The sequence below is a fragment of the Ruegeria sp. 6PALISEP08 genome, assembly GCF_001238295.1.
In the GTDB taxonomy this organism is placed as follows: domain Bacteria; phylum Pseudomonadota; class Alphaproteobacteria; order Rhodobacterales; family Rhodobacteraceae; genus Ruegeria.
The window spans coordinates 1-5,497 of the sequence record NZ_LGXZ01000030.1 but is presented as its reverse complement, the minus strand read 5'-3'; the positions used below and the strand labels follow the sequence as shown (position 1 = coordinate 5,497).

Here is a 5,497-nt window from a genome sequence, read left to right as displayed (position 1 = left end):
CTTCGCGCTGGCAAACGGACATCCGACAGAAACAGTCAGATGACCGCTTCGAGCCCAAAGTGACCGATGTTGCGTTCGGCGCAAATGTCAGCACTGCGCAGAAAGCGGACTTTGCAAAGTACAGCAGACTGCTCAAAGCGGGCATTCCTTCCAATAGCAGCGTATGCGGCTTTGAGCTGGAAGCAGACTTCACGGTTGCGCCCCGACAACTTGTGTCCTGATGAAGCTTCTTTTGTATCGTTTGATTGATCTTCCTTGATCGGTAGGACGGGTAAACCTTCAAAACTAAGCTGCAAGTATTCGAGCATCTCGTTCGTATGGATCCTCACGGAAATGAACGGTCCCATCTTCTACCCACGCAGTCCAATAGGTCAAAAGGACCGGTATGGGCTCGGGTAGGTTATCTCGCGTTGTCTTCCCGCTATCCAAAATGGATTGCATCTTTTCGATTGAGTAGCAAAACTTAGGATATCCAAGCAGACTTGTTCCCTGGTCAACTGACGTTTCCCGCAACTACCGACGCCTCTTTGACAATGCTATTACAAACTCACTTCGGTGTTTCGCCAAAGTAACCCCCAAAAAATGCGATCATTGCCAACAACACACTAACCAGTATCACAATCACAAACAGTGCTCCGCTTCCTTTGGCGAAATATCCCAATGAGACTAGGCCAACCACGAAGATGACAACTAAAAAGTACAGTACTGTATTATCCATCTTAACCCCCGAATGAATTGTCTAAACTCAAGGACTACTTACTCCGCAAAAAAGTCCGGTCTGAAGACTATTGGAAAGGCGACATCAAATGGCTTTCGACGATTGTCGAAAGCCATGCACAGTGGCGAACAAAACCGGGACCAGTATCATTGTGAGCATCGTACCCACCGTCAGTCCACCCATGATCGTCACGGCAAGACCCACCCAAAACACGTCTGGAAGTAGCGGTATGACACCCAAAACTGTAGTGGCTGCGGCCAGGACGACAGGGCGAAGTCTTGAAGCTCCGGCATTCAAAACCGCGTCGTAGCCCGGCTGACCTTCAGCCAAGTTATCGTTGATCTGATCGATCAGAACGATTGCATTTTTGATCATCATGCCCGCTAGGCTCATGCCCCCAAGCAACGCAACGAATCCAAAAGGAGTGTTTGTGAGAAGCAAGCTCGGAACAATACCTATCAGTACAAAAGGTACGGTCAGGAAAATGACCAGCGGTCTGCGGTATGAGTTAAACAACCCGACGACGATGAGAGCCATAATCGAAAACGCGGGTATCATTCCCGGAATCAAAGACGCTTGCGCAGACACAGTGTCCTCGTACTCTCCACCCCATTCCATGCTGTAGCCCGGCGGCAAGTCAGCCTCCAAAGCTTCAAAATCGGCAAGAACTGCGGCGCGATAGCTTGGCAGAGTTACGCTATCGATTGGATTGGCTTGCACCGTCAGCACACGGCGCCTGTCGCGACGATTGATCGTCGGGTCTTCGAGCTGGATATTCACGCCGCGTACGACCTGCGCCAATGGGACAGGCTCAACAGAAAACGGTGACTGAAGTTGCAACAGTTCAAAGTTGTCGACGGCAGCCACGTCTTCTGCGCCAGGCCGAACGATGATTGGCAGCAACTCGTCACCTTCGCGGTAAAGGCCGACCGAACGCCCGTCAAATGCACGTTTTGTCGTGTTACCAAGATCTTCATAGGTGATGCCGGTCCATCGCGCTCGGTCCTGGTCATAGGCTGGGACAGTTTTCAGTACACGGTTGCGCCAATCGGTGCGCGCCACTTTCGTCCATTGATGCTGATCTAATATCGCAACTGCTCTGTCACCAATTTCGCGCAATGTCTCAGGATCAGCATCCGCTGGGCCGACAATGCGGTTCTCGAACGCCCATGTATTGCTAGGTCCGACACCGAATTGGCGTGTGAAAGAGGTCGCCTCGGGCATATTGGCTGATATCCAAAGCGATATCTCTTTGGTCATCTCGGGGATGTCACGGTAGTCTTCGACGTTCACAATGACTTGCGCGTAGGAAGGGTTTGCTCCTTCAGGGTCGACCGGCAGGTAGAAACGCGGCGGGCCAGCTCCGATAAAGCTGGCTATACCGGTCACGCGATCGTCCATTTCCACCTGTTCTTCAATCCGCGTGATCGCTTCGGAAACGGCTTCAATACGGGTCCCCTCGGGCGCGTAGTAATCGATCATGTATTTGGTCATCGACGAGGTTGGGAAGAAAAGTTGCGTGACTGAGCCAAAACCAACTCCGGCAACAACCAGAGCACCCACAGCCACTCCGATCGTCAGGTAGCGAACGCGGATAGCGGCAGACAGAAAGCGGCGGTAAACAGCGTAAAGGCCGGTGTCGAAGGTCTCACTGGCCCCGCCCTTTGGCTCCGGTAGCAAAGCAACGCACTGTAGTGGCGTGACCGTCATCGACAGCAACCAACTCACCAGCAGCGCTATCCCGACGACTGAGAAGAGCGTCCGGCAGTACTCCCCCGCGCTCTCGACGGACGCGAAGATCGGGTAGAACGCCATAACCGCGACAAATGTCGCACCGAGAAGAGACATGGCAGGGCGGGTTGCCGCATCGATCGCGGCTTTCGCGCGGTCTATACCTTGCGACATCCGAACCATGGCGCCATCAGCTACGACGATCGAGTTATCGACCATCATGCCGAGCGCAATGATCAGCGCCCCCAATGACATCCGTTGCAGATCTATGCCCAGTGCTGCCAATGGGATGAAGGTTGTAAGGATCGTCAGGATTAGCCCGCTGCCGATTATGATTCCCATACGAACACCCATCGCCAGAGTCAAAACGACCAGGACAATCGCGACGGCTTGGCCAAGGCTCACAAGAAAACTGCTAACCGCAAGGTTTACATCGTCGGATTGCCAATGAACCCGTTCAACCTCGATTCCCACCGGCAGGCCAGCGATCAGTTCTGATACTCTCGCGTCTACGGCCTCGCCAACGCTGACGACGTTGACACCAGACTGGAAGGATATTGCCAAACCAATAGATGGAAGGCCGTTAAAGCGCATCATGGTTATTGGCGGGTCAGTGTAACCTTCTTTAACCTCAACGATTTCACCCAGCCTTAGCAGCTCTGGCCCCCGACGCTGACCGCTTTGAACCTGATCTAGACCGCTCGGCCGGACAACTAAGTCTGCGATTTCAGCTGGGCTAGTGAACGTCCCGCTTGGCGCAATACGCATGCGGTAGTCACCGATATTCACTCGCCCTGCATCCACAATCGCATTCTGGGTTTGCAGGGTATTGAGAATGGTCTGAGCTGAAACGCCCAAAGCAGCCAAGGCTTCTTCCCGTGTTTCTAGATGAATGACCCTGTCGCGTTCTCCCCACAGATCAACGCGGCCGACACCGTCGATCAACGAGAGCTCTCGTTTGAAATCTTCGGCGAAACCATCAAGCTCTTGAGCGGAGAACCCATCAGACGTCATAGCCAGCAGTAGACCGAAGACATCACCGAAATCATCGTTGATAGCAGGACGACTTGCGCCCGGGGGCAGGTTTGTTTCCACGTCTCTGACTTTGCGGCGCAGCGTGTCCCAGATTTGTGGCAGTTGGTCCGACCAATAGTTTGGGCGGATTTCGACTTTAATGGTCGACACACCCGCCCTGCTTTCGCTCGAGATGTAATCAATCTCTTTAATCTCTTGGAGCTTCAGCTCGATCCGTTCTGTGACCTCCTGCTCAACTTCTTCGGGGCTAGCGCCAGGATAGAGAGTGGTCACAACCGCAGTTTTGATAGTGAACTCGGGGTCTTCTAGCTGCCCCAGACTAAAGAAAGCCGAAATGCCGCCCAACGTGAGCATGACAACCGTGAACCAAACGAATTTGGCGTTGCGGATTGAGAACGCCGCGAGACCCATTACTCTGTATCCTCAGAAAGTAACGAAACTTTCTGACCCTCTCGCAAAGAGTTCGCTCCGGCAGTGACTACGACGTCACCAAAATCCAGACCTTCACTAACGGCCACCCCTTGCGACCGGGGCGTGCCAAGCGAAACCTTCCTTGCTGTTACGGTTTCTGAGCCGGTATCGAACACCCAGACGTGCGGATCTGCTTCCCCTTCAGGCACGAAAACCGCGCTGGCAGGAACCATGATCGCATCAAATGGTTCGTGCCCCTCCTTTGGCTGGCCACGGACGCGCCCTGCCATACCCGGAAGAACAAGTGCGTCTTCTGGTTGCTCCATAATCAACGTGACGGGGAAGGTTCGGGTCGTTGCTGAAGCCTCTGATCCAATCTCGCTGATTTCCGCCGGTAGAACCACATCCCCCAGAGCGTCAAAAGTTACGGTTATGTCTTCAATATGCGGGATCAGGGCAATGTATCGTTCCGGGATATCGATTACCACTTCGATGTGCTCAGCATCGAGTATGCGCAGCACCGGAGTCTGTGCCGCGACTTCTTCGAAATCTTCTATGTATTTAGCGACCACACGGCCATCGAACGGCGCAGCCAAACTTGTATAGGTTAAATCCAGAGTGGCTCTGTCCAGAGCACCTTGGACAGAATTGATTGCCGCCTGAGCAGATGTTTCGCCCGCGACAAACCGGTCGAGTGTAGCCTGAGCAGCAACATCTTTTTCGACCAGTGATCGTTGCCGATCTGTTTGCAACTTGGCGTTTTCAAACGTCGCCTGCGCGCTCTCAAGTTCTGCAGTAAGCCGATCGACTTCGGCCTGGTACGGGGCTGGGTCCAAGGCCGCGATGACGGCACCTTTCGTTACAAGGTCGCCAACCTGAACATCGACACCGACAACATTGCCCGGCACGCGAAACGCCAACGACACTTCGCGTGCGGCTCTCGCCGTTCCGACAAAGTAGCGGTCATGCAAACTGGATAGGTCAGAAATCTCGGTGGCTCTGACAGGTCGTATTAGTGTTTGGGTTGCTTCTTCTTCTTTCTCCCAGCAGCCGGTAAGCAACACGAAGGCTAAAAGCCCAACCGATAATCTCTTCATATCCCCCTCCCGTGCCGCCCGCGTTCCTCTCTTCGTCTCCGTGAAGGTGGCCCAACTTGCGGATTTTGCGCCTAAAGCTGTTGCAATTGTACGCGCTCACTAATCAAAGTCAAAAATCCGAATTTGTTTAGCGGTGGTGGAGAGAAACCCGGGTACATCTTGTCAAACTGACAAGACAACTTCGCAGTACGACGTCGCCTCGATGCTGCTGTTTGTCTTATCGGCAGTACAGAAGGTTTGTTTTTCGAGTTAGTGTAGCTGTGTCAAAAGTTAAGCGTGCAGAAGTTACACCGTGATTGAGCAAAGCTAAGGCCGTCGTCCCGCCCAACGTGTGGAGCGGAAATGTCTGCTTTTGGCAAAACGCTGTCATTGCATACTTCTGAGCCAATGACAGCTTTGTCCGCATGGCGGTCATAGGCTCGTCTTCATCGGAGGTCCGACTTGATCAGAAGCGGCCATTTAGTGTGTGAATTACGGTCTGAGACGGGAGATCGGTTTCTATGAT

4 protein-coding genes are annotated in these 5,497 nt (G+C 53.2%); all 4 read right to left on the bottom strand.

The window, feature by feature from the left end; all coding sequences use genetic code 11:
* Positions 1 to 35: 35 nt before the first annotated feature.
* The 4 genes from ALB80_RS22325 to ALB80_RS21565 all read right to left on the bottom strand — a co-directional run bounded on the left by ALB80_RS22325 (position 36) and on the right by ALB80_RS21565 (position 4,992).
* The gene (locus tag ALB80_RS22325) at positions 36 to 347 is read right to left on the bottom strand and encodes a hypothetical protein (protein WP_157054307.1); all 312 of its coding nucleotides are present in this window, start codon (positions 345 to 347) and stop codon (positions 36 to 38) included.
* A gap of 200 nt (positions 348 to 547) precedes the next feature.
* The gene (locus ALB80_RS22320; protein WP_157054306.1) at positions 548 to 718 is read right to left on the bottom strand and encodes a hypothetical protein; all 171 of its coding nucleotides are present in this window, start codon (positions 716 to 718) and stop codon (positions 548 to 550) included.
* An 84-nt stretch (positions 719 to 802) separates the two neighbouring features.
* Positions 803 to 3,895: an efflux RND transporter permease subunit gene (locus ALB80_RS21570; RefSeq protein WP_050606167.1), complete on the bottom strand. Its 3,093-nt coding sequence runs from the start codon at positions 3,893 to 3,895 to the stop codon at positions 803 to 805.
* Positions 3,895 to 4,992, bottom strand: coding sequence for an efflux RND transporter periplasmic adaptor subunit (locus ALB80_RS21565; protein WP_083445425.1), 1,098 nt, complete (start codon positions 4,990 to 4,992; stop codon positions 3,895 to 3,897). The genes ALB80_RS21570 and ALB80_RS21565 overlap by 1 nt, the downstream gene beginning before the upstream one ends.
* Positions 4,993 to 5,497 lie beyond the last annotated feature (505 nt).

Excerpts from the sequence above, each read along its gene's own strand:
- ALB80_RS22325 (WP_157054307.1), bottom strand. The coding sequence starts at position 347 with ATGGGACCGTTCATTTCCGTGAGGATCCATACGAACGAGATGCTCGAA.
- ALB80_RS22320 (WP_157054306.1), bottom strand. The coding sequence starts at position 718 with ATGGATAATACAGTACTGTACTTTTTAGTTGTCATCTTCGTGGTTGGC.
- ALB80_RS21570 (WP_050606167.1), bottom strand. The coding sequence starts at position 3,895 with ATGGGTCTCGCGGCGTTCTCAATCCGCAACGCCAAATTCGTTTGGTTC.
- ALB80_RS21565 (WP_083445425.1), bottom strand. The coding sequence starts at position 4,992 with ATGAAGAGATTATCGGTTGGGCTTTTAGCCTTCGTGTTGCTTACCGGC.